This window comes from Pseudomonas sp. MWU16-30316, assembly GCF_020515645.1.
In the GTDB taxonomy this organism is placed as follows: domain Bacteria; phylum Pseudomonadota; class Gammaproteobacteria; order Pseudomonadales; family Pseudomonadaceae; genus Aquipseudomonas; species Aquipseudomonas cerasi.
Window position 1 is genome coordinate 832526 of the sequence record NZ_JAIZAZ010000003.1, and the last position, 25577, is coordinate 858102.

The 25577-nt window shown below is 59.5% G+C and carries 7 protein-coding genes and 2 pseudogenes; 3 read left to right on the forward strand and 6 right to left on the reverse strand.

Annotated features, from left to right (window positions below):
- Positions 1–137: 137 nt before the first annotated feature.
- Together LCH65_RS14645 and LCH65_RS14650 are read right to left on the reverse strand one after the other, a co-directional pair.
- On the reverse strand, positions 138–992 hold the full coding sequence (locus LCH65_RS14645; RefSeq protein ID WP_003372919.1) for a helix-turn-helix transcriptional regulator: 855 nt from the start codon (positions 990–992) through the stop codon (positions 138–140).
- A gap of 1040 nt (positions 993–2032) precedes the next feature.
- The gene (locus tag LCH65_RS14650; protein ID WP_032609573.1) at positions 2033–2824 is read right to left on the reverse strand and encodes a helix-turn-helix transcriptional regulator; all 792 of its coding nucleotides are present in this window, start codon (positions 2822–2824) and stop codon (positions 2033–2035) included.
- 663 nt (positions 2825–3487) lie between these two features.
- Between LCH65_RS14650 and LCH65_RS14655 the strand changes: the two genes are divergently transcribed.
- From LCH65_RS14655 to LCH65_RS14665, 3 genes and pseudogenes are all read left to right on the forward strand, one after another.
- Positions 3488–4663 carry an efflux RND transporter periplasmic adaptor subunit gene (locus LCH65_RS14655; RefSeq protein ID WP_003372922.1) on the forward strand — a complete coding sequence of 392 codons (1176 nt, stop codon included), beginning with the start codon at positions 3488–3490 and terminating at the stop codon, positions 4661–4663.
- A gap of 256 nt (positions 4664–4919) precedes the next feature.
- Complete coding sequence (locus LCH65_RS14660; RefSeq protein ID WP_003372924.1) at positions 4920–5525, forward strand: LysE family transporter; 606 nt, start codon at positions 4920–4922, stop codon at positions 5523–5525.
- Positions 5526–5623: 98 nt separating this feature from the next.
- Positions 5624–6188: pseudogene (locus LCH65_RS14665) on the forward strand (helix-turn-helix domain-containing protein); the annotation flags it as partial.
- A 168-nt stretch (positions 6189–6356) separates the two neighbouring features.
- Here LCH65_RS14665 and LCH65_RS14670 read toward each other — a convergent pair.
- The 4 genes and pseudogenes from LCH65_RS14670 to syrE all read right to left on the reverse strand — a co-directional run.
- Entirely contained in the window at positions 6357–6563 is a 207-nt protein-coding gene (locus LCH65_RS14670) for a hypothetical protein (protein ID WP_003372929.1), read from the reverse strand.
- Positions 6564–6576: 13 nt separating this feature from the next.
- Positions 6577–7995, reverse strand: a complete 1419-nt coding sequence (adeC, locus tag LCH65_RS14675) for an AdeC/AdeK/OprM family multidrug efflux complex outer membrane factor (RefSeq protein WP_058417192.1) — start codon at positions 7993–7995, stop codon at positions 6577–6579.
- Positions 7992–8822 carry a helix-turn-helix transcriptional regulator gene (locus LCH65_RS14680; RefSeq protein WP_058417193.1) on the reverse strand — a complete coding sequence of 277 codons (831 nt, stop codon included), beginning with the start codon at positions 8820–8822 and terminating at the stop codon, positions 7992–7994. The genes adeC and LCH65_RS14680 overlap by 4 nt, the downstream gene beginning before the upstream one ends.
- Before the next feature lie 224 nt (positions 8823–9046).
- Positions 9047–25577 (reverse strand): annotated as a pseudogene (syrE, locus tag LCH65_RS14685) (syringomycin E biosynthesis non-ribosomal peptide synthetase SyrE); the annotation flags it as partial.

The window sequence follows — 25577 nt, forward strand, 5'->3', positions numbered from 1 at the left end:
GCCGCGCTGGGGATGTACGACGTATGCCGGATGGCGCGGCGGTAGCGGTCTGGACGGACATCAACCGATCCACAGACCGCACCGCTGCATGGCGGGAAAATCCCTGAATATGGAACAACAATGAAACTGCCCTCGGCTCAGACTGCCGCCTGAAACATTTCTACAGGGGTGGGATGCTGCACGCTATGCTCGGCATGCAACCAGCGAAGTAGCGCACTGCGACCCGCGATGCCCATTTTTACTGCCGCGCGCTTGAAGTAGCTTTCCACCGTGCTGACTTTCAGATCAAGCCTGTCCGCCAGTTGAGGCACAGTGAGACCGGCCAGCAGCCCGACGCACACTTCGGTCTCGCGCGAAGACAGGCTCAGTGCCGAGGCTTCCAGGCGACCCAGGAAACGCTGGCGCAGGCCTTCCATGGCATCTTTGTTTTTAAGGCTTTTTGTGACAGGCGAGGGGATTGTAGAAACAAGGGTAGGCGTCACAGTTGCAATATGCTGCTTTACGATGGGCAACACGACCCAGGACAGATCCTTGAGCCGGGCGCGCTCCTGACTGGTGAATGCCTTGGCAGAAGGGGATCGATAAACCGACAGCACATACTCCCCCTTGCCCGGGTAAGCGAGGTGTACCTGGGGGAAAGACGCGTGAGGAAGCAGATGACCTGGCTTTTCCTGTGCGTTGTAGGAGGGCGACTCAAACCTGATGGATCTGTCGACGCGAGTGTCTGCCAGTTCTGTCGGGCTCAACAGAACAGGCTCCAGACGTCTGCTGTCGATCCCCGGGTTGAGCACCTGGTGCAGATGTCCACCGAAGGCACCAACGGCGTGAGTGCCGGTTACTTCATTCGTGGATCGACTGAGTCCCTGAATGACATGAGTCGCATCCACGGGCAGCGAAGCGGTGATCATCTCGTGGAGCAAGCGGGCGAACTGGCGGCTTCCGATACCGGAGATCACTTTGCCGAGATGCGGAAAGAGCTGTTGCATGTTCATCGGGGTTCCTTTTTCCGTTTATAGAGAGACACGCCAAGGCGCAGCCTTGATTCAGCAATTAAGTAAGTCTTCTGTTTCTTCGAGTCCTGCGGTCAGACAGGTTATATGCAGACCGTAATACAACATTCAAGCGGGCTGAACAGGAGTTTGAAAGTTAGGCGACAACGACGTCCGAGAGCTTGCAGTAGTAAAAAGTCAATCGTATTACGAGAAGCGAGAACGCTAACCCTAAGCAAGGCACTCTTTAATAGCAGCAACTTTTTATCGATGTTTATTGAGTCTGACGCTCCCTGTGCGACAGGGGTAAATGCGAATCACTCTGAATACTTGAAAGGCCGGCAGACGATCGTCTTACCACCGCGCAGCAGCGCCTGGCCTGTGTTGAAAGTGCAGAGGTATCCAGTAATGTTGGCATGACGTTCAACTCCTGTCCCTATCCATGTTGTTAACGCATACGCACAGGGCGCGGCGATACGGGTCGTGCAGCACTGGCGTGTTTATATTAAGGTGATCATATACATCACAAAGAGCTTTAATAAACTCCAACTGACCGGTATGACCGAAAACTAACCATATAGTTCATGTTTCACGCTCCAATTGCAATAAAAAAAGTTTAATCAACACGCGATAGATTTCACACTACGCGCAGCGACATCGCTGGGACGGGGGGCATTCGACGCAGTATTACCGGATACGCTGCGCAGCGGGAAGAAGCGCATGACGCTTCGACCAGCCGCTTTACTATTTATCGGGCTTGATAGCAAGTGAAGGAGTACTCATCGGTACGTTAGTGCACAGCAAATGCGCCTAACAACAACCCTCATCAGGGCACGCTTGTTTTTATTTTACGTTCTGCTGGTTTCTCGACAGGCATTTTATAATTCTATTCGCCGCACAACAGTAGGTTCGCTCGGTTTAGCCGATGGATGGCTGGTTGACCGTGCAGCACGGACAGCCTCGTCGAGCGCATGATGCCGGTTAGCTTCGGTCGCCCGCCGGGTGAGACGAGCAAACAGGTAACCTTCTGCAGCACAGGGTGGTCACCCTGTCTGGGATACGCCCGTCATCCACTTGACCAGACCGTGTCGCCCCTTCACGCCAAGCTTCGCTCCGGCCCGCTTCAGATAGGTCTCGATGGAGCTGTTCTTGACGTGAAGCTTGTCGGCCAGCTCTGGAACCGTCGCGCCAGCCAATATGCCAAGGCATATTTCTTTTTCCCGCAACGACAGCCGGACCTCGGATCGACTCAGCTTCTCGTTGAATTCACGTTGAAGCTGGTGGCCGCCCTGTGTAACGGCTTCGTTGTCAGCATGCGCAGTGCACAAGGTACGGGTCGTCTGGGCATGTCGCTCCAGCAGGGGCAACAGGGCCTCTGAAAAGTTTTTCAAGAACGATAATTCGTGAAGTGAAAAGTCACGTTGGTGATGATCGCGGTGCAAGGAAATGACGCAGCGCCTGTTCGACTTGCGCGACACGAGATTGCAGTGATAGGTCCCGGAAGAACCCATGCTGCAGGGTGGCTTGAGATGAACGAGCAGAAAATCGTCCACATTGAGCATTCGAGCGAGCAGCATCTCCTGGTTCTGCGAGACACTCAGACTGAACGGCTTCTGGTCCGCATTCTCTTGCCCGAGGGGCTGAATGCTGATCACGTTTCCTTCGTTCTCGTCGATCGTCCATTCACTCAGGTCAAGTAAATCGATGGGGACGGTGGCCGCGATGATCTGGTACATGTTCGCGGCAAATCCTGTATCACCCACGCTTGCGATTAACTTTCCCAATTCCAGAAAATACGCTGACTGATTTCCCGTCATTTGTAGATTGGCTTCCATTACACATTTGCCCCCATGGCGTTAGTCTCCAGCCCAACCAAAAGCAACCTCGCATACAGGGCAGCCCTCTCGATGCCTAGTAATGAGCATAATGTCTGATTGTAGGACAATATTACTGGCGCATTAAAGAATGTACACATAGGGGCTATTCCCAGTCTGTCGGGGAAAAGGGGGACAAACGTCTCGCTACACGCCAGTGCACCAGGGCTGACAGTGTCCGATAGCACCGGATAATCCTATAAGGGCCAACCCAGTGTGATGTCTCGGAATAAAGGATCCTTTAGCGGCTCACCGTTTAGGAAAATCGCCGTGTTGTAACTAACCAGAAATAAGGTTTATAGCGAAAACCGGCTGGCCAGTTGTCTCGAAAATAAGGTTCTTCATACCGCCGAGTGCATGGCCTGACGCCGTCGCTTTAGGGTGCTCAAACTATATTTCCGTTTTGCGCTCCAGACGCGGTGAGGTCTCCGCGAAAATGTCCCTGAATGCGGGGACAGACGCACACGGGTCCTGATGTTTCCATTACTACATGGCTGCAGGATGAATACCTGCCTCGCAGGATCGTCGTCGTGGAGAAGTAGAGATTCTCATGCACGCCCTTTATTTCAGTGTTGAGCCGCTGATTCATCCGAGATCCGTGACGCCCATTGAGCGGGGAATACAGTGAGCATTGTCGGCTTTTTCCGGAAATTGAATATCCGCAAAATCCTGTTGAGGATCGTATTGATCGATCTGGCGGTGTCGCTGGCTGGCTATGCCTTGTATAGGGGCGCCAGCGGGGAAGAAGAGACGGTCTTTCTCTCAGCCGCAGCAGAAGTGACGGACATTGAGTACGCCGTATCGGCACAGGGCGTGCTTCAGGGCCGCAATCAAGTGGCCGTGGGAGCCCAGGTTTCCGGGCAATTGCAGTCCCTGAAAGTCAAACCAGGTGACAAGGTCAAAAGAAACCAGCTATTGGCAGAGATCGATCCACTGCCCGCCAAAAACGCTTTGCGCCAGGCGGTTGTCAAAGTCGAACAACTCAATGCGGAGCGAGACGCGACGCTGCATAAATTGAAACTTGCCGAGTCGAATGATCGCAGATATCAGGAGCTTGGCTCCACGGAGGCGGTTTCCAAAGCGGATCAGGACAAGGCCCGGTTCGAACTGGAGACCCAACGCGCCAACCTGGTATCGCTTACCGCACAATTACACACGGCCCATGTGAAGGAAGAAGCTGCGCGCATCAAGCTCGATTACACACGAATCTTCGCGCCAATGGACGGTCAGGTCCTCGCCATCGTTACTCAGGAGGGCCAGACGGTCATCGCAGACCAAATGGCACCTGTCATTCTGAAGATGGCACAACTCGACACCATGATCGTGAAAGCACAGATTTCCGAAGCCGATGTGCTCAAGATCCAATCCGGTCTTCCGGTTTACTTCACTATCCCGGGCGATCCTGACAGGCACCATGACGCCACCCTCAAGGCGATCGAGCCGGGCCCTGTGGACGCCGCAAGCCCGTCTGGCACCACAGGCGAAAACAGCAAAGCCGTCTTCTACAACGCTCTTTTCGATGTCCCCAACCTTGAAAACCGCTTCTACATCAACATGACCGCTAACGTGCGAATTGTGCTCGAGGCAAAGAAAGGCGTGTTGACGATTCCTGTTGCCGCACTGGGTGATCGGCGGGAAGACGGCACCTACAGCGTAAGAGTGCTGGGCGAAGGTACCGAGGTCAGAACAGCGTACGTAGAGCCGGGTATCAATAATAAGGTCAGGGTCGAAATACGTTCGGGGCTTCAAGCAGGCGACAGGGTTGTCATCGGAGAGCGGGGCGGTGTGGAAGGTGTTTGAGCGTATGACCAGGAGGTGCTGGATAATAAGAACATCCAGCACAGTTGTAAGCCGACGTTAAATCGATAACGGGCACGTTGCAGGCGTCTGATTGATGAATTGGGCGTGTGTTTCAAAAGTCAGGTCAACAGTGGATTAACAGGCGACGCCGGCGTCAGGACTTTCCTGACGCCGTCAGCGTTTGCTCATTCGCCAGTCGTTTTCATTCCTGGAAACCAGGCGGGCTTGAAAATAAACCTATTCTGGAGTGTTAGGTATGGCCATGTATTACGTTGCAATTGCAATGCTCACCGTGCTGCTGGTGCCAGGGCCGACCAATTCGCTGTTGCTACAGTCAGGGATCAGTCGCGGGCTGAGCCTGTATTCGCTGAAGCTGGTCGCGGCCGAATGGGCGGCTTATGTGATTCAGATCAGCGCGTGGGGCTTATCCATTGATGCGCTGATCGAACACTATGGTTGGGTGGTGGTGACCACCAAGGTTCTGGCCGTGATGTTCCTGTTCTACATTTCTCTGAAACTGTGGTTTTCGATTCACCAGGACCCCGACGGAAAGCCATCGCCGATTTCGGTCTCCGCGTTGTTTTTGGCAACACTCAATAATCCGAAAGGGCTGTTTTTCGCCACACTCGTAGCCCCCGCCGGGACGTTTTTGCACGTGGAAAGCTATCTTTCATTCATGACGGTTTTTTCCCTGGTCGTTCTTCCTGTCGGTATGACATGGGTTGCGCTGGGTGCCGTATTTGGTCGAAAACTACCGTCGATAATATCGGGCAATCGAGTCAACCGATTAGTGTCATTGGTGATAGGACTGTTCGCGATTATTGCGTTGTATAACGTCGCTGCTACAACGATGTTCACCTGAGCTTCCCACCCCGGTGGTGCTCCGTCACTGCGCCATCTCTTAACGATGTATCTAACGTTGATTGTGCTTATGTGCTTAGTAAATGTTGGAGTAGTCACGTGAGCTATCGAGACATCGTGCTCAATGACGAGGAAGAAATCGAGCTGAGGCAACGTGTGAGTTCAGCGACGATCAGCCCTCGCGAAGGCAGCCGGGCGCAGGTGATTTTGCTCGCTGCACAAGGCTGTTCTCGTAACGAGATTGCCAGGTTGACCGGACTATCGGTTGTTTCAGTCACACGCTGGTGCAAGCGTTTTCGAGAACTGCGTCTGCCAGGCCTGGTGGATCTTCCTGGACGAGGTCGCAAGGCATCCCTGCCAGCCGAGGCGTTGAAACAAATCCTTGATCAAGTCACCCAGCCATGTATCGGCCACGCCCGATGGAGCTGTCGAAGCATGGCGAAACTCGTCGGTATATCGCCGGCCAGCGTCCAGCGCATCTGGGCCGCCCATGACATAAAGCCGCACCTGACACACGCGTCAAAACTATCCAGCGATTCGGGTATTGAAGATGAATCCGGGGAGACTGGCGGAGGTATATCCGAAACGCCCGAATAAGGCGTTGGTGTTCCGTTGTGATGAGCAACGCCAGGTACAGGCTTTGGAGCACACCCGACCACGGCTCTCGAGGGAGCACCTGTCCGATCCGGTACCGCATGGCAAACTGAATTACCTGCAGGACGCTGGATCAGATCAAGTGAAAGCCGGTATCCGCCTTGGCTGAAATGCCTGAACTGAATACCGGCGCGCACAGGATTACTGATGAGACGCAGCCCGCTGCGCCGGGTTGCTTTCAGCCATGATTGGCCATTGGCTCGCGGCGCGCATGTATCAGATCACGCGGCGAATAAAAACCCTGCACCAGGCGATTCTTTGACCGGTACTCGCACATCACAAGCAGAGTGTCCGGGAGAGGGATAATCGCGGGTTCATGCTTGACCACCATGATTTTGCCGCCCGAGCGAAGGCGTACATGTGCTCCAGGTTCGAATGTGCCCATCTTCAGTTCCTCCTCACAAGGGTTTTGATGTCCGCTCCGTCCAGCCGCCGCCCAACGCCTTGTAGAGATTGACTTCGGCGGTCAGTTGCGACAATCGGTCGGTGATCAGGTTTTGTTGAGCGCTGAATAAAGAGCGTTGGGCGTCGAGAAATGTCAGGCTGTTGTCGACGCCGATACGGTAACGACGTTCGGCAAGGCGGTAGTACTTCTGGTTTGCCTGTACAAGGTCGCTCTGCGCCTTCAACTGACGCTTGTAGGTCTGACGCGCAGCCAGGCCATCGGAGACCTCCTGAAAGGCGGTCTGTATCGATTTTTCGTACTTTGAAACGCTTATATCCTTCTGGATCTTCGAGTAATCCAGGCTTGCCCGCAGACTGCCGGCGTTGAAAATCGGGATATCGATCTGCGGCGAAAACACCCAGCCTCCAGAGCCGGCTTTAAACAGGCCGGACAGCTCGGTGCTGGATGTACCGGCATTGGCCGTCAGGGTAATGCTCGGGAAGAATGCCGCTCGCGCAGCACCGATGCTGGCGTTGGCCGACTGCAACTGGTATTCGGCCTCGAGAATGTCAGGGCGTCGTTGCAGCAGGTCAGAAGGCAGCCCCGCAGGCACTTCGGCGAGCCATTCCGAAGACAACGGGCGGTCGGGCGCGCTGTCCGCAACCGTGGTGCCCACCAGCAAGGTCAGGTTGTTGAGATCCTGCGCGACCTGGCGCTGGAACGTCGCCAGACTTGCCCGTGCGCTCTCCACCGACGTGCGCGACTGGGCCAGGTCCAGTGACGAAGAAGCGCCCACTTGCTGGCTGCGAGTGGTCAGCTTCAGGCTCTTTTCGTAGGACATCAGCGTGTCCTGAGTCAAGGCCAACAGTTCCTGGTCGGCACGCCAGGTCAGGTAGGCAGTTGCGACACTCGCCACCAGGCTCAGTTGAGTGCTGCGCCGGGCCTCTTCGCTGGACAAATAGGTGAGCGATGCCTGGTCGCTGAGGCTGCGTATGCGTCCGAACAAATCCAGCTCGTAGGAGCTGATACCCAACGTCGCCGAATAACTACCACTGGTCACCGGGGCGCCGGTCTGCGTGATACTGGCCGGCTGGCGCTGCCGGGTACCGCTGCCCGTGGCGCTGATCGCGGGGAACAGATCGGCGCGCTGAATGCGATATTGCGCCTGATAGGCCTCGACGTTGAGCGCTGCCACACGCAAGTCACGATTGTTGAGCAGGGCGCTTTCGATAAGCTGTTGCAGCGTCGGGTCGCGGAACAGGTCACGCCATCCCATATCCGCCGCCAGCGGTCCTGAGAGTGCTGGCGCGTAGCTGGAAGATTGTGGGTAGTGTGCGGGAACCGGTGCTGCCGGGCGCTGATAATCAGGAATCAACGAGCAGCCGCTCAGGGACAGCGCAGCAAACAGCCAGGGGCCAAGGAATTTGTTCATTCTGCGCCTACCATCCACTTGGCCAACCCATGTCGACCGCTGATACCCAGCTTGGCGGCGGAACGTTTGAGGTAGGTTTCGACAGAACTGCTCTTGACGCAAAGTTTCTCTGCGATCTCGGGAACTGTGCCGCCCGCGAGGAACTCCAGGCAGGCCTCTTTCTCCCGTGCGGAGAGCGAAACGTCGCAGGCACGCAAGCGTTCGTTAAACTCGCTTTGCAGGTGCTTGTACTCATCGGAAAGCGGGCCGTGCGACAGTGTGCGTCCAGCACTTTTCATACCGGATTGGCGATGGGCACGTGCGTGTCGCTCCGATAAAGGCAGCAGGGTCTCCGAGAGGTATTTCAAAAAAGACAGCTCTTGCAACGAGTAATCTTTGTCGGCTTGCGGGCGGTGCAACGAGATCACACAACAGCGATTGGCCTTGCGCGAGATCATGCTGCACTGGTGCGAGGTACCGACAAAGTCATTGCCTTTTTCGTTTTTCATCCGGGCATTCAGGTGAATCAGCAGGTCGTCATCCACCTCCAGCACCCGCTTGACCAACGGGTGGTCGTGGCGGTGCCTGGCGTGTGTCGGACACAACGTCTGCAACTGCGGATTCAACTCAGTGCCCGCATAGCCCAACAACTGCACATCTGTCACCGACGACTGATTGTCGTCAACGGTCCACTCGCTCAATTCGACACGGCTGACGGCCAGCGATGTATTGATGAACTGGTGCATGTTGCTCAGAAACATGTCATTTCCGACGCTGGCCACCAACTTCCCGAGTTCCAGATAAATGTGCGATTTCACTTCATCTTTGGCATTCGCTTGTCGGTTCATATGTCTATTCCTGCAGATCAGAAGTTGCGTGCAATGCTGTCGATCAGACTGTGAGTTCCGTCCTCCGCACGCTCAAATCCTTTGCCCCTTGACATCAATCGAATCCGGTATCACGCGTGAATGTCTTCACAAAAAACGATTCAGCTCGAGGTTCCCATTAAGCTGAGTTGCGCAGGAAAAGTCTGTCACGGGATACCGGGACATCCTGCGCAACCGAGCGGTTACTACTCAGCTGACGCTGTTATCGAACGTGAAACCTCGGCTTTGAAGGTCTTGTGGGCCGGCTCCTTGTTCAGCGCCCGGGAGATCGCCTGGCCCAGTGCGCTGACATGAGGCGCCCGGACCAGGGTCTCGTGGGTCCCGGGAAGCGCTGTCATGCTCACCGGGGTCTCTAGCAACTCACTCCACCCCAGCAGCGGATCGTTGCGCTCCTGCCCGCTGGCCGTAAACAGCGTCACCGAGAGCGGAGCGGGTGGGCTGACATAGGCGTCGATTGCCCTATTGGTTGCATAGGCCACCGCGAGATGGCTGCGTAACAAGGTGGCATCGACGTCCTGTGGCAGCTCCTCCGGAAGCAGGCGGTGTGCAATGCACAGTGCGAGCATTTCATCGACGGCATCCGTGCTGGCCAGCTCGGTGAGTTGCCGGAACACCTCGGGGTCGAACTGCTCGGGTAGCCAGCTCATCAGGAATTGACCTTCGCTCAATGCCTGAGGCGTTTGCTGCTCAAGACGCGCGGAGGTGTCGATGATGCCGAGGAACTCCAGCTGTTCACCATTGGATTGCAGCTGGCGGGCCATTTCATAAGCAATAAGACCACCTGCAGACCAGCCGCCGATCCGGTAAGGCCCTTTTGGTTGTACCTGGCGAATCGCTGCCAGGTAACGCGCGGCCATGGCCGGCACGTCAGACAACGGCTTCTCTCCAGCTGCCAGGCCGCTGGCGGCCAAGCCGTAGAGCGGCACCTGTGGGTCGATTGCCGCGGCCAGATCGCGCACGTATTGCACTTCGCCGCCCAGCGGGTGGACCAGGAACAACGGGGTTTGCGAGCCAGTGCGACGGACAGGCACCAGATTGCTGTGCTTGCCGGGACGTGCCTGGCCGTCCAGGGTTCTGGCAAAACCGGCAATGGTCGGTTCGATGAACAGATCGCGGACCGCGATCGGTTTGCCGAGCACCTTGCGCAGGCGCGAGGCCATCTGCACCGCCATCAGCGAAATACCACCCAACTTGAAGAAGTCGTCATGGCGACTGACCTTGTCCAGCTTGAGCAACTCCTTCCAGAGGTTGGCGAGGGCGATCTCGGTGTCGCCTTCGGGCGCTTCGTACGGCAGGTCTTCAGGCAGTTCGCTTTCGGCCGTCGCAGTGATAGTCGCGGTATGCGCCGAGCGCGGCAGCGCCGGCGTGTTGTTCAGCACCTGACCGATCGACTGCTGTGCGTCAGTCACCATGTTCTCCAGAACTGTGGCAAACAACTGCATGATGGCCTGCACAGTGGTTTTGTCGAACAGGTCGCTGGAGTATTGCAGACCGCCGCTCAGGCTTTCGCCGGTATCGGTGAGTGACAAAGACAGGTCAAACTGAGTGGTGATATGAGCGCTGTCCAGCGACTCGACTTCCAGACCGGGCAGTTGCAACAGCGAAGGGGGCGTGTTGTCCAGGCTCAGCATCACTTGGAACAACGGGCTGTGGCTCATGCTGCGGGTTGGCTGCAAGGCGCTTACCACTTGCTCGAACGGTAGATCCTGATGACTGTAGGCAGACAGCGTGATGTCTTTGATCCGGCCGAGTACATCACTCACTCGGGTCTCTCGGCAGGTTGCCACACGCAATGCCAGTGTATTGGCGAAGAAGCCGATCAATGGCTCCAGTTCCGGGCGTTGACGGTTGGCGACAGGCGTACCGACCACCACATCATTCTGCTCGCTGAGGTGACTCATGAGCATCGACCAGCCTGCCAGCAGAACCATGAACAGTGTGCTGCCCTGAGCCTGGCTGAACGCGCGCACGTCGGCACTCAGCTCTGGCGAGAACACATACTCGATCATCCCGCCGGTGTAGCTCTGGATAGCTGGACGCGGACGGTCCAGTGGCAGGTTCAGCAGGCTTGGCGCGCCTTCCAGATGCGTACGCCAGAAGTCGACCTGAGCTTGCAGCGCAGGACCGTCAAGGGATTTCCGTTGCCAGGCGGCGTAGTCCACGTATTGAAGCGGCAGCGCTGGCAGCGGGTCCTTTTGGCCTTGACTGAAAGCGCTGTAAAGCACACTCACTTCCTGGGCCAGAACACTGTTGGACCAGCCGTCGGAGACGATGTGATGCAACGTAATCAACAGCACATGTTCGGCATCCGCCACCTGCAGCAGATGCCCGCGCAGCATAGGCCCCTGAGTCAGGTCGAACAGTTGCGTGGCATTTTCCTGACCCAGACGGGCCAGGGTCGCCGTGCGCTCCTCACTGGAAAGTCCGCGCAGATCCTGTTGCAACAGAGGAAAGCAGGTATCGGCCGGGGCGATCTTCTGCACCGGTTCACCGTCAACCAACTCAAAGCGCGTGCGCAGGGTTTCGTGGCGTGCAACCAGACGATCAAGCGTCGCCTGCAAGGCAGCCGTGTCCAGTGCCCCTGTCAGGCGCAAGGCCATCGGCAAGTGATAGGCCGCACCGGCAGCATGATCCAGATGATCGAGGAACCACAGGCGTTGCTGGGAGAATGACAGTGGCAGACGGCCCGAGCGATCCGCCCTTGGAATTGATTGCGCTTCACTTGGCGCCGTGGCGTTGACCAATGAGGCCAGGCCACGCACGGTCGGTGCGTCGAACAGTTCACGCAAGGTGATTCGTGTACCGAGCTTGCGTCGCAGTCGCGACAGCAATTGCACGGCGAGCAACGAATGGCCGCCCAGTTCAAGGAAGCCGTCGTTGCGGCCGACCTGATCCAGATGCAGCAGGGCTTTCCATATTTCGGCGATGGCCTCTTCGGTTTCGCCTTGCGGCGCCTCGTAAGCCTTGCTGGCCAACGCATCCTGACCAGGTGCCGGCAGCGCTCGGCGGTCGAGCTTGCCGTTTGAAGTCAGCGGCAGGGCATCTAGATGGACGAAGGCACTGGGCACCATGTATTCCGGCAGATGCTTGAGCAGCTCGCTACGCAAATGCTCGGCCGCAACCGATTCACCACAGACATAAGCGACCAAGCGCTGACTGTCCGAATCACCCTGGCTGTCGTTGCGGGCAATCACCACCGCCTCGCGGATGCCTGGTACGGCCAGCAGAACGTTTTCGATTTCACCCAGCTCGATACGGAAACCGCGAACCTTCACCTGGAAGTCGTTACGGCCCATGTATTCCAGCGTGCCGTCCGCCAGCCAGCGACCCAGATCGCCGGTTTTGTAAAGGCGGGCGTTGGCGTTACTGGAGAACCTGTCAGCAATGAAACGTTCGGCACTCAGCTCGTCACGGTTGAGGTAGCCACGAGCCACACCGCTACCGCCGATGTGAATTTCCCCGGCGACGCCCAGTGGTGCAGGCTCGCCACGCGCGTCCAGAACATGCACCTGAACGTTGGCGATGGGTCGGCCGATGCTTGGTTTTTCACCCAGGTCGCGGATCAGGTCAATGGTCGCGTCCACTGTGCATTCGGTCGGGCCATACATGTTGTAGAAGCGGATGGTCTGGCAGTTGCGCAGCTTTTCCCAGGTGCTGGCGTTGATCGCCTCGCCACCCAACAGCACGCTGACCGGCTGGTAACTGCTGCGTTCCAGCAAACCGGCGGAAAGCAGGGTGTCGAGCTGCGATGGTGTTGAGTCGAAGGCATGAACCTGATGGGCTTCGAGGAAGTCCAGCAGTTCGCTGCCGTTGGCACGAATGAGTTGCGGGATGATCACCAGCGTGTGGCCGGAGAACAATTGCGAGATGCCTTTGATCGACATGTCGAAGAAGAAGCCGGCGTTCAGCGCCACGGTGGCCGGTGTCGGACAATGCTGATGGGTGGTGCGGGTCAGCACGTTCCAGAAGTTGAACACCGAGCGGTGCTCGACCATGACACCTTTTGACTGGCCAGTGGAGCCTGACGTATAGATCACGTAGGCCAGGTTTTCCGCCGTCAGGCCGTCGACCACTGGATTGGCGTCGAACGCCTGATCGTCCGCTGCCAGCAGCGATTCAGCGCTGTCGAGCAACATCGGCGGTATGTCGCCAGCCGGCAGACTGAGTGCGCTCTGGGTCAGCAGCGCACGCGGCTGGCTGTCCTGCAACATGAAGGCCATGCGGTCAGCCGGGTGGGCAGGATCGATCGGCACGTAAGCAGCGCCGGACTTGAGCACGCCCAGCAGGCCGACAATCATGTCCAGACTGCGTTCGGCGCAGATGGCCACGCGCTCGTCCGGCTGCACACCGAGTTGCAGCAGCTGCCGGGCCACGTGGTTCGCACGGCGGTTGAGCTGGCGATAGCTCAGTTGGCGGTCTTCATAGACCAGCGCTACAGCCTCGGGGTTGCAGCGGACCTGGTGTTCGAACAAGGCATGGATCGGTACTGCCGGTGCGAACTCACTGGCGGTGTCGTTGAATTCGTTGAGCAGCCGTTGCCGCTCGTCCTCCGGGACCACTTCCAGGCTGCTTGCCAGACGTTGCGGATCCTGCTCGAGGGCATTGACCAGTTCGGCGACCGCCTGACCGAGGTAGGCGGCAATCCGGTGCGGGTCGATGCCATCTATAGACTGCGCAGTCAGCGAAAAGCCATTGGCCTCATTGGCTACGGCAATTTCGATCGGGTAGTTGGTACGGGTTTCGGAGCCCAGGAAATGAACCCCTTCCTGCTCCTCGCCCATGTCCTCGATGTTTTCCCCGGCAGTGTTCACCAGATCACCGTGACGGCAGTTGAGGATCACGGTGAACATCGGCAGCGATGCATCCACTGCACTGCAGCGCTGCGCCAGGGCCAGAGGCGCCTGCTCGTGGGTCAGCAGGCCGCTGAGCTGTTGGTAGGCGTCCTGAACGATATCGCGCACGCTGTTTTGTTGCAGGCGAATACGCATCGGCAAGGTATTGATGAACATCCCCAGCGCATGGTTGGCGCCGGATGTGCCCTGGGAGCGTCCCGAAAGCACGGTACCGAAAATCCCGTCGTCGCGGCCGCTGGTGGCGGCCACCACCAAGCCCCATGCGGCGTGGAACAGCACCGAGGTTGGTACGCCCTGGGCCCGAGCGGTGCTGTGGATCCGCGCGCTGAGATCGTCGCTCAGATCCTGCACCGAACGCAGGATTGTTGCATCGCCGCCACGCACATCGAGCACGCCATAGGGCGCAGTGGTGGTATCGACATCCCCCAGCAGTTGACGGAAGTAGGCTTCATGTTCGGCCTGGGAGACACACGCGGCCTGGGCGATGAAGTTGCGGTACGGCTGGGATGGCGGCAGGGCGTCGGCGCGTCCGTCCATCACTGCCTGAATCTCGCCCATGATCAGGCGCAGGGTGACGTTGTCGCTGATGAGGTGATGGTCCAGCAACGCCATCAGCCACTTTTCCTGCCGGGTATCGTACGTGATATACGCGGCTATCAGCGGTGCCTGTTGCAGGTCCAGGCGCATATGGTAGGTATTGGTGCGGTCGCGCAGCATCTGCAAGGCGTCTTCACCCGGCGCGGTGTCGAGTTCAATGACTGGCAACGTTGCCTGGCGATGCACCACCTGTACCGGTTGCGGCAGACCTTGCCAGCGCAGGGAGCTGCGCATGATGTCGTGGCGGTTGATCACCACTTGCAGCGCGCCGAGGAACTTGTCGAGCAACGCACGGCTGTCGAAGGTCGCTATGGTGCGCATCAGGTAGGCATCACCTTCTGACTGCAACAGATGGTGAAACAGGATGCCTTCCTGCAACGACGACAGTGGGTAGATATCCTGAACATTGGCGACGCCGCCTGGCACATCGGCAACGATATGCTCCAGTTCCTGCCGGGTCAGTTTCACCAACGGCAGCATGTCCGGGGTCAACGCCGTGCAATCGACGGGAATCAGGTTCGCCGGGGCGACCCGTTCCGCCGCAGTGCCGCCCGCCAGGACCGCGGCCATGGCTTGCAGGGTTGGCGCCGAGAACACCGTGCTCACATCCAGTACCAAGCCGATCTGACGCAAGCGCTCTATCAGGTTAATCACGAGGAAAGAGTGACCACCCAGTTCGAAGAAGTGATCCTGGCGACCGACACGTTCGACCCCGAGCAATTCCTGCCAGGCAGCGGCCAGGGTCGTTTCGATAGCGCCTAGCGGTGCTTCGTAGTCACGACTCACCGTCGCGAACTGGTCCGGCGCGGGCAGGGCGGCACGGTCCAGCTTGCCGTTGGTGGTCAACGGCCAGCTTTCGAGGGTCACAAAGGCACTGGGCAGCATGTGTTCGGCCAGCACGCTGGCCAGTTGGTTGCGCAGGAGCGCTGACTCGGGAGCGGCGCCTTCCTCGGCAATCAGGTAGGCGACCAGGCGTTTGTCGCCGGGGCGATCCTCACGCACGATGACCATCGCTTCACGGACATCGGGGCAGGCGAGCAATTGCGCCTCGATCTCGCCCAACTCGATACGAAAGCCGCGAATCTTGATTTGCGAGTCATTGCGGCCGACGTAGACCACGCCGCCGTCGCTGCGGTAGTGCGCAACGTCGCCGGTGCGATAGAGCCGTGCGCCGCTTTGCAACGCATAGGGGTCGGCAATAAAACGTTCGGCATTCAGTTCCGTGCGGTTCAGGTAATGCCGGGCAACACCGGCACCGCCGATGTAAATCTCGCCATTGACGCCCACCGGCACCGGCTGCTGATAGTCGTCGAGGATACGCAGGCACAGGTCATCAAGTGCCGGACCGATCAGACTTGGCATGGCTGTGTCGATTTCTGCCTGGCTTATCGGGTAGTAAGTGGCATGCACAGTGATTTCCGTGATCCCGTACATGTTCACCAGACGGGTACGCGACAGCGGTGTGCGTGCGGTCCAGGGCTGCAGGCTGCGGAAGTCCAAAGCCTCACCCCCGAATACCACTTCACGCAGCGCATGCTCCTGTGGGCTGCGTTCGCGGGCCTGGATGAACTGGCGGAAAGCGCTTGGCGTCTGGTTCAGAACGGTGACCTGCTGCTCGCAGACCAGCGCATAGAAGTCATCCGGCGAGCGCGCCACCTCACTCGGGACGATGACCAGTTTGCCGCCGTAGCACAGCGCGCCCCAGATTTCCCAGACCGAGAAGTCGAAGGCAAAGGAGTGGAACAGCGTCCAGACATCCTCACGGCCGAAGTTGAATTGCCTGGCGGTGGCGTCGAACAGGCGTGCAACGTTGCCGTGCTCCACCAGTACACCTTTGGGCAGGCCTGTAGACCCTGAGGTGTAAATGACATAAGCCAGGTGCTCGCGAGACAGACCCAGAGCAGCAGGCTCAGGGTTGCAGTCCAGCGATTCATCTGCCAAATCGGCACTGTCGTTGTCCGCGCCGAGGGTCAGTACCGGCACGCTGTGTACCGGCAGCACGTCGAGGCAGGCCGACTGGGCCAGCAACGCTACCGGCGCACTGTCTGCCAGCAGGTAGCCGAGACGCTCGGTGGGGTAAGTCGGATCCAGCGGTACATAGGCTGCACCGGCCTTGAGCACGGCCAACACCGCGCAGACCATCTGTGTGCCTCGCTCTGCGAGGATCGCTACCCGGTCATCGGGGCGCACGCCTTGGGCGAGCAGTTCATGGGCCAGACGGTTGGCTCGGCGATTGAGCGCCTGGTAACTCACCTCATGCCCGCCAAAGACCAGTGCGATGTCCTGCGGGTGGGCGGCGGCGAACTGTTCGAAGCGCTGATGCACCATCAGACCCGATGCGAATACCGCCTTGGGCTGCAATAGCGCTGGCGAGGCCAGGCGCTGCGCCTGGCTGAGCAACGGCAGGCTGAGCACAGGTTGCGCGACATCCTCGACCATCGCCTCCAGTAGCGTATGGAAATGCTCGGCAAAACGCTCGACGGTCGCGTGGTCGAACAGGTCGCTGGCGTATTCGATCATCCCGGTCAGCCTGCCGTTTTCGCTACCCAGCATCAGCATCAGGTCGAATTGCGCGGTTTCATGGGCCTGCAACATCGGATGCAGGCTAAGGCCCGGCAGGCTCAACTCGCCACCAACGCTGGTGTTATCCAGCGACAGGGCGACCTGACACAGCGGGCTATGGCTCATCGAGCGTGGCGGCTGCAAGGCTTCGATCACTTGCTCGAACGGAATGTCCTGATGCTCATGGGCCGCCAGCGTGGTCTGGCGGACCTGTTCCAGCAGCTGCGCCACGCTCGGGTTCTGCGCCAGATCGACGCGCAGCGCCAGGGTGTTGACGAAGAAGCCGATCAGATTCTCGGTTTCGGTGCGGCCACGGTTGGCGCTCGGCACGCCTATCACCACATCGCGCTCGTTGCTTAGCCGCGCCATAAGGACCGACCAGGCGCTGAGCAGCCCCATGAACAGGGTGATGTTGTGGGTCTGGCAGAAGCGCTCAAGACGTTGATGAAGCGCTGCATCGATTGTCAATGGCACAGCGCCGCCGCGGTAGCTTTGCACCGCCGGACGTGGCCGATCAGTAGGCAGCGACAGCAGCGTCGGTGCACCACCCAGGTGCTCACGCCAGAAGTCGGCCTGCTCGGCAAGGCGCTCGCCGGTAAAGGTGCGGCGTTGCCAGGCGGCGTAGTCGGCGTACTGGATTGACAGGGCAGGTAACGGGTCAGGCCGATGCTGACTGAAGGCCTGGTAGAGGGCGGCGAACTCGTTGACCAGTACACCCACCGACCAGCCGTCGGAGATGATGTGGTGCTGGGTGATCAACAGCATGTGCTCGTTATCGGTCAGGCGCAGCAGATGCCCGCGAATCAGCGGGCCCTGGCGCAGGTCAAACGGTGCAGCGGCCTCGCTGTCGGCGATGCGTGAAGCGCTGAGGCTGGCCTGTTCATAAGGCTGCGAGCGCAAGTCCTGTTCTGCCAGGGCGAAACCGCTATCCGCCGCTGCGATGACCTGCACCGGCTGTTCGCCGTGCAACTCGAACGTAGTGCGCAGGCTTTCATGACGCGCGACCAGACGGTCGAGCGCAGCCTTGAGCGCGCTGTGATCAAGCTCGCCGCGCAGCAGCAGTGACATCGGCATGTGGTAGGCGCTGCTGGCGCCAGGGTCGAGCCTGTCGAGAAACCACAGGCGCTGCTGGGAAAAGGACAGTGCCAGCGGCGCGTTACGCCCGATGGGTTCGATGCTAACGGAATCGACCGCTTGCAGGCCATCGACCACCTTCGCCAGTTCGGCAACGGTCGGGTGACTGAACAGCTGGCGCAGCGCCATGTCGCCGTTCAGTTGCTGACGCACCCGGGAAACCAGTTGCGCAGCCAGCAGCGAGTGGCCGCCAAGCTCGAAGAAGCCGTCATGGCGACCCACTCGTTCGAGGCTCAGCAATTCCTGGAATATCTCCGCGAGGGCCTGTTCGGTGGCGCTCTCCGGCGCAACGTAGACTCGCTCGGACATGGCATTCAGGTCCGGTGCCGGCAGTGCTTTCAGGTCGACCTTGCCATTGAGTGTCAGCGGCAAGGTATCCAGACGCATGAACACACTCGGCACCATGTATTCCGCCAAACCGCCACTCAATTGCGTACGCAGATCCTCCGGGTCAGGTGCTTCAACGCCCGCATGCACGGTGTAATAGGCGACCAGACGGGTGTCACCCGGGCTGGCTTCGTGCGCCACCACCACGGAGTTGCGCACGCCGTCGCACAAGTGCAGGACGCTTTCGATTTCGCCCAGCTCGACGCGGAAGCCGCGGACCTTGACCTGCCCATCGTTACGCGCCACGTATTCAAGGTTACCGTCCGGCAACCAGCGCGCGAGATCGCCGGTGCGATAGAGTCTCGCGCCTGGCTGCGGAGTGAACGGGTCTTCACTGAAGCGTTCGGCGGTCAGCTCGGGACGGTTCAGGTAGCCGAGTGCAACGCCAGTACCACCGATGTAGATCTCGCCGACCACCCCCATCGGCACCGGTTCGCGCCGGGCATCAAGCACATAGACCCGCACGTTGGCATTGGGCTTGCCAATCGGCAGACTCAGGGTGTCAGGCAGTACCTCGAAAATTTCGTAGCTGGTGGCACAGGTGGTGCCCTCGGTCGGGCCGTAGCCGTTGAACAGGCGTATCTGAGCGGAATGTTCACGGACCCGACGGAACGAGGCCGGATCAGCGCGCTCGCCACCACACATGATCATGCGCAAGCCTGCCAGGGCCTCTGGAATCAACCCGGCATACAGGTTGAAGAGGGCGGTCGAGCTGATCATGGCTGTTACACCATGGCGTTTCAGCAGGGCGGCGAACGCCACCGGCTCGAGCAGCACATGGGGCTCGATAATCACCGACTGGCCACCATTGAGCAACGCACCCCAGATTTCCGGAGTACTGGCGTCGAATGCCGGGTTGGACGAAAACGCCACACGGTCTTCAGCCGAGAAGTCGTAGTAACCGTTGTCCTGAACCAGACGCACAATGCCGTTGTGGGTCACGATCACGCCCTTGGGCTGACCGGTGGAGCCAGAGGTGTAAATGATGCACGCGGGGGGCTCGCCTGCGACGTCATCTGCAAGCACGACTGGCCCCTGGCTCAGCGCTGACAGATCCAGCCTGTCCAGATCCAGTCTTGGCGTCATTTCAGGTGCCGTCAGGTCGCTGCGGCTCAGCAGCATGATGGCTTCGCTGTCCTTGAGCATGAAGCGCAGGCGTTCTTCAGGGGCCAGGCGGTCCAGCGCCAGATACGCCGCACCGCACTTGAGAATGGCCAGCATGCTGACCAGCAACTCCACCGAACGATCCAGCAGGATCGCCACCCGGGTTCCAGACACCACGCCGTGCTGGCGAAGTTGCTGAGCCAAGGCGTTGGCGCGGCTGTCGAGCTCGGCGTAGGTCAGTGTCTGCTCACCCTGGCGGACTGCAATTGCCTGCGGTGCAGCTTCGGCATGGGCCTCGAACAAGCGATGCATCAACTGACCGAGCGGGTAGGCGCGCTCTGTGGCATTGATATCCTTCAGCAGGTAATCGCGCTCCGCCGTGTCGAGCAACGGCACCCGCTCCAGCACTTGCCGATCGTCGGCCACCATGGCTTCCAGCACACGCTGGAGGTAGCCCAGATAACGTCGCATGGTGCTTTCGTCGAACAGCGCCGTAGCGTACTCCAGCGTGCCGATCAGTTGTCCGTCTACCTCACCGATGTCCAGCGCCAGGTCGAATTTTGATGCATCACCGGGCACTGCAACGCCTTGCAGGCTTATGTCGCCGAGCACCAGGGCGTCGTCCTCATTGTCTCGCCATGACAGCATCGCCTGAAAAATCGGGCTGTGAGACAGGCTGCGTTGTGGTCGAACCACTTCAACCACTTGTTCGAACGGCAGGTCCTGATTTGCCTGAGCAGCCAGAGTCTGCTGTTTGACCTGCCGCATAAGCGCTTCGACGCTCGGCGCCCCCGAGAGGTCGATCCGTACAGCAAGGGTGTTGACGAAGAACCCGATCAGGTTCTCCACCTCGGCGCTCATTCGGTTGGCAACCGGCGTACCGATCACCACGTCGTCCTGACCGGACAGCCTTCCCAACAGGGCGGCCCAGGCACCCATCACGGTCATGAACAGGCTGCTGCCATATCGTTGGCCCAAAGCCTTGAGGCCATGGGTCAATTGTGTATCCAGCACCAGCTCCAGCGTCTGCCCGCTGTAGTCCTGTTGCGCCGGACGTGGCCGATCGGTCGGCAGGGTCAGCAAGGCTGGCGCACCGGCCAGTGCCTGCTGCCAGTACTGACGCTGTTGTTGCAGCACGTCGCCACTCAACCAGTCACGTTGCCACAGTGCGTAGTCGACGTACTGCACCGGCAACGCCGGCAGCGGATCCTCCGCCCCCTTACTGAAGGCTGCATAGAGCGCGCCCAGCTCGCGGTTCAACACCCCGGTTGACCAGCCATCGGAGACGATGTGGTGCATGGTCACCAGCAACACGTGGTCGTCATCGGCCATGCGCACCAGACGTCCGCGCACCAACGGGCCATTGACGAGGTCGAAGTGCTCACTGGCCTCTTGTGCAGCGATGGCGAGCAGCTTGTCTTCGGCATCGGTCTGCCCGGCCAGTACCTGCAGTTGCAGTCTGAAACCTGTTTCAGTGGCAGAGATACGCTGCTCCGCAGGCTGTCCCTGCTCTTGTACAAAGGTCGTGCGCAGCGCCTCATGGCGGGCCACGATACGGTCCAGTGCGCGTTGCAGCGACGCCTGATCAAGGCTGCCGCGCAGACGTAACCCAACTGGAATATGGTAAGCGGCGCTGCCACCTTCCAGTTGCGCGAGGAACCACAGGCGCTGTTGGGCAAACGACAACGGTAGCGCACCCGAACGTTGCACAGGCGTGATCGCCAGGCGAGCGTTGCCCTGCGTGTTGCTCAGCCGCTCTGCGAACTGCCGCAGAACCGGCGCTGCGAAAAACGCTGACGGTGAAACCTCCAGATTCAATTGCTGACGAACCTGGGCCAGCACACGCATGACCAGCAATGAATGACCGCCGAGCGCGAAAAAGTCATCATGCCGACCGACTTGCGCGACGCCCAGCACATCGGCCCAGATTGCGGCGACTGCCGTCTCCAGCGGGCCATCGGCTGCTTCGAAATCATGCTGATCGAAGGCTTCGGCGTCCGGTTCGGGCAACGCTCTGCGATCCAGCTTGCCATTGGCACTCAGCGGCAATGCGTCCATGCGCACGAACGCTGCCGGGATCATGTATTCCGGCAGGTTGAGTTGCAGGTGCTGGCGAAGCGCGCGCGGGGTAAGGGCAGGGCCGGCAGGTTCGCGGGTGGCATATTCCACGAAATACGCAACCAGTTTCGGCGTGCCGCTGCTGTCCTCGCGAATTACGACCAGGCTTTCGCGTATACCCGCGACCTCGGCCAGACGTGCTTCGATTTCGCCCAGCTCCAGACGCAGCCCACGCAGCTTGGCCTGGGAGTCGTTGCGGCCGAGGAATTCAATATTGCCATCAGCCCGGTAGCGCGCCATATCGCCGCTGCGGTAAAGCCGTTCGCCCGCCACGAAGGGGCTGTCCATGAAGCGTTCGGCGGTGAGTTGCGGCAAGTTCAGATAGCCGCGTGCAATACCTGCGCCGCCGATATACAGCTCGCCCGCAACGCCCGGTGGAACTGGCTGGCCAAGCTCATCGAGCAGATAAATCCGTGTGTTGGCCAATGCACGGCCAATCGGCAAGACCCCGTCGACCTGGCTGCTTGCCTCGAACTCGAAACAGGTGCTGTCGATGCTGGCTTCAGTGACACCGTAAGTCTGGACGATCTGCACGTGATCGCCACAAAGCTTGCGCAGTTGCCGGGCGCTGTGCGCGGTCCAGATATCCGAACCACAGACCACGGTGCGCATGAACGACAGGTCGCGACCCGTCTCTTCCACCCAGGCCAGCAACGCATTGAGCACGGCCGGCACGAAATCCGCAAAACCGATCGACCCCTCGCTCAGCAGGCGGTAAAGCGCAGGCGGGTCCATCAGGGTCTCGCGTGGGCACAGCACCAGTGTGCCGCCGAAACCCAGTGAGCGGATCAGGTCGGCGCTGAACACATCGAAGGAAAACCCGGCCATCTGCAAGTGATTGAGTGGCGCGTGTAACGGATACAATTGCTTCCACGCCGCGCTGACGGCGAGCAATCCGCGATGCTCGACCATTACGCCTTTCGGCACGCCGGTTGAGCCCGAGGTGTAGATGACATACGCCAGATTGTGCCCGCCGAGGGTTTCCACAACCGGGTTGTCGTCACGCTCGGAGAAGGTATCGCGTTGATCGTCATCGAGTAGCACCAGCGGCACGTCAAGCGTCGGCAGACGCTCCTGCACACCACGCTGGGTCAGCAGTGCCGACGGCGTACTGTCTTCGATCATGTAGGCCAGACGCTCAGCAGGGTAGGCCGGGTCCAGTGGTACATAGGCGGCACCAGCCTTGAGTACACCGAGCACGCCGATGATCATTTCCACGCCGCGTTCTACGCAGATCGCCACTCGATCATCCGGGCTGATGCCCAGGCTGATGAGATGATGCGCCAGACCGTTGGCCTGGCGGTTCAACTCCGCATAACTCAAGCGCTGCGCCCCGCAGGCCACGGCGATGGCGTCGGGCTGCGCCTGAACCCTTTCCTCAAACAGCTGATGAATCGCGCAGTCCTGCGGGTAGGGCGCCTCTGTTGCGTTGAGGCCTGCCAGCAGATGTTCACGTTCATCGCCCCCCAACAAGGTCACGTGTTCCAGCACCTGTTGATCGTCGGCGACCATGGCCTCCAGCACACGCTGGAAGTAGCCCAGATACCGCCGCATGGTGCTCTCGTCGAACAACGCTGTGGCGTACTCCAGCGTGCCGACCAGTTGCTCATCCACCTCGGCCATGTCCAGCGTCAGGTCGAATTGAGCGGTATCAGCGGCCAATTCGACGCTTTTCAGCGTCATGTCGCCGAGCGTCAGATCAGACGCATCGTTGTTCTCCCACGACAACATGGCCTGGAAAATCGGGCTGTGGGAGAGGCTGCGTAGCGGATTGATGGCTTCCACGACTTGTTCGAACGGCAAGTCCTGATGCGCCTGTGCATCGAGAGTCTGCCGTTTGACCCGCGCCAGCAGAGTCTCTGCGGTAGGCTTGCCACTGAGGTCAACGCGGATGGCCAGGGTGTTGACGAACAGGCCCACCAGCCCTTCGACTTCACTGCGTGTGCGGTTGGCCACTGGCGTACCGATGACCACATCTTGCTGACCCGCCAAGCGTCCCAGCAGCCCGGCCCAAGCGGCCATGACCGTCATGAACAGGGTACTGTCGCGACGTTGGCTCAACGCCTTGAGGCTATGGGTAAGGTCTTTGTCGAAAATGACAGGCAGTGCTGCGCCGGCGTAATCCTGCAACGCCGGACGCGCACGATCGGTGGGCAACATCAACAGCGCCGGAGCGTCTGCAAGGGTTTGTTGCCAGTAGTCGCTTTGCTGTTGCAGCAGATCGCCACTCAGCCAGCGACGTTGCCACACGGCGTAGTCCAGGTATTGCAGCTCCAGTGGCGCCAGCGGGTCGTCCTGGCCCTGACTGAATGCTGCATAGAGAGCAGACAATTCGCGGGTCAACACATCAACCGACCACCCATCGGACACGATATGGTGCATGGTCAGCAACAGGACGTGATGGTCCTCGGCCATGCGAATCAGGCGGCCACGAATCATCGGGCCCTGTTGCAGGTCGAAGCTTTGCAGCGACTCTTCGCTGGCCAGCGCCTGAAGTTGTTCCTCGGCATCCGCCAGCCCTTGCAGGTCGTGCAGTTGCAGGTTGAAAGCGGCATCCGCCGGGCTGATGCGTTGTACCGGCTGTCCGTCATCACCCTGAATGAATGTGGTGCGTAAGCCTTCGTGGCGTGCAACCAGGCGCTCCAGCGCCCGTTGCATTGCCTTGAGGTCCAGTTCGCCATGCAGGCTCAGACCGGCAGGTATGTGGTAGGCCGCGCTGGCGCCTTCCATCTGAGCGAGGAACCACAGACGTTGCTGGCCGAATGACAATGGCCACGCCTGATCGCGTGCCACCGGCACGATGTCCGGCAAGTTGCTGCGCCCGGCCTGAGCGATGGCTACGGCCAGGGTACTCAGTTCGGGGTGGGCGAACAGGGCGGCCAGACCCAGTTCGACGCCCAATTGATGGCGCACCTGGGAAATCAGACGCATCGCCAGCAAGGAGTGGCCACCCAGTTCAAAGAACTGATCATGACGGCCCACTTGTTCCAGATCGAGCAGGTTTTGCCAGATCTGCGCCAGCGCAATCTCGGTTTCACCTTGCGGCTCCACGTGTTCGCGGCTGGCAAAGGCATTGGCTTCCGGAGCTGGCAAGGCGTTGCGATCCAGCTTGCGGTTCGGCGTCAACGGCAAGGCGTCGAGGATCACGAATGCGCTCGGCAGCATGTACTCGGCCAGTTGCGGTGCCAGTTCGGCACGCAGTTCAGCGGTTGTAAGCTGGCTTTGCGGCTGGGCAACCACATAGGCCACCAGGCGTTTATCTCCCGGGTTATCTTCCCGAGCGACCACCACCGCTTCCTTGACCCCTTTGCAAGTACCCAGACGGGCTTCGATTTCGCCCAGTTCGATACGGAAACCGCGCACCTTGACCTGGAAGTCATTACGGCCCAGGTATTCGATACGGCCGTCGGCCATGTAGCGCGCCAGGTCGCCGGTCTTGTACATCCGGGCATCAGGGCTGTTGCTGAACGGATCAGCGAGAAAGCGCTCGGCGTTGACCGCTTCAAGGTTCAGGTAACCGCGTGCCACGCCGTCGCCACCGATGAAAATCTCACCGGCCACGCCATAGGGCACTGGCTGCTGATGATCGTCGAGCAGGTAAATGCGCGTGTTGGCCATCGGTTTGCCGATGGTCGCGTTGCCACTGCCTTCGCTGCCAGCCACGGCGTCATGGCTGACATACGCGGCGGTGCAGGACACTGTCGCTTCGGTAGGGCCGTAGGTGTTGACCAGGCGAGTGTGCGCCGGGCGCATCTCGTCCCAGAGCTTGAGCTTCTGTGCTGATAGCGCATCGCCAGTGACGTTGATCAAACGCACCTGTTGCAGGCGCTGAGCCGCCACCTGCGGTTGCTTGTGCCATTCGGCCACCAGCGTATGCCAGTGCGCGGCAGTGAGGTGCAGGACAGTCGGATGAATGCCGTAATCTTCAGTCCCTTCGCTACCGAAGATCTCGCGGCTCGGG